Genomic DNA, 1,000 nt, shown 5'->3' with positions numbered 1-1,000 from the left:
TTCAATCCCATCCGCAGTTGGCAGCTGTAAAGTAATTTGTGGGCCAGTACTGTTGATGTATTGGAACAGCATCCACGCTCCCATGGCTAGCGCAAGGATCGGAACAATCCAAATAGCAGAAATCTGCTTTTGCGGTTTTATTTGAGCGGTTACGTTGTTCTCATCACTCATATTTGGCTTTCTCAGTTAGGTTATTAGTCATCGGCTCTTGCACTTCGCTCTGTGGTAGTTGCCACAACAAACGGGAGTCAAAAATCATCGCAGAGAGCATAGTGAAAATGACCACTGCGGCAAAAGATAATGCAGCAGGGCCGGGGTAAATTGCCATTAAGTTTTGCAACTGAACCAGTGCAACCAAAATGGCGACAACAAAAATATCGATCATTGACCAACGGCCAATGAATTCGGTTAATCGGTATATCTTTAAGCGCGAAATGCTCTCTTCAGGAGGAAGGTATTGAGCCTTTTGCGCATTGTAATACAACCACGCCAACGCCAACATTTTCGCCATCGGGATAAACACACTCGCGAAGAAAATCACCATGGCGATAGGGTAGGAGCCTAAATGCCACAGCAAGATGACGCCTTCCATAATGGTTGAACCTTCTGAGTGCCCAAGACTGACGGTGTACATCATAGGGTAGAGGTTTGCTGGGATATAAAAAATCACCGAGGCAAACAACAATGCCCACGCTTTTTGTAGGTTCTCGCTCGGGTTGTATTCGTGAAGTCGACTGTAACAGCGAATACAGCGCTGATGTTTTTTATCCTCGATGGGATTGAGTTGGTGGCAAGTGTGGCAACCGATGTGATTGTGGTTGTGGTGAGTGTCACCTTCTTTGACGCTTGGTAACTCGATTGCCGGAATAAAGTGCCCCCACAGCCAGCTTTTATCGACCATCGAAATGCATTTCACCACCAATATTGTGTATACGCAAAACGCCCAAAACGAGCTGCCCATTCCGATGTCGGCCAGAGACGCAATTTTAATTAAGCTCAC

General features: G+C 46.2%; 1 protein-coding gene and 1 pseudogene. Both read right to left on the bottom strand.

The features are described from left to right. Positions 1-171: pseudogene (locus R7O12_RS27270) on the bottom strand (paraquat-inducible protein B); the annotation flags it as partial. Next, the coding region (locus tag R7O12_RS27265; RefSeq protein ID WP_318127169.1) for a paraquat-inducible protein A at positions 164-1,000 on the bottom strand (837 nt) is incomplete at its 5' end. The gene R7O12_RS27265 and the pseudogene R7O12_RS27270, both read right to left, overlap by 8 nt.

The organism is Vibrio sp. Vb1574, from assembly GCF_033338675.1.
The sequence above is the reverse complement of the archived record's forward strand: the minus strand, read 5'-3'. Positions and strand labels throughout refer to the sequence as shown.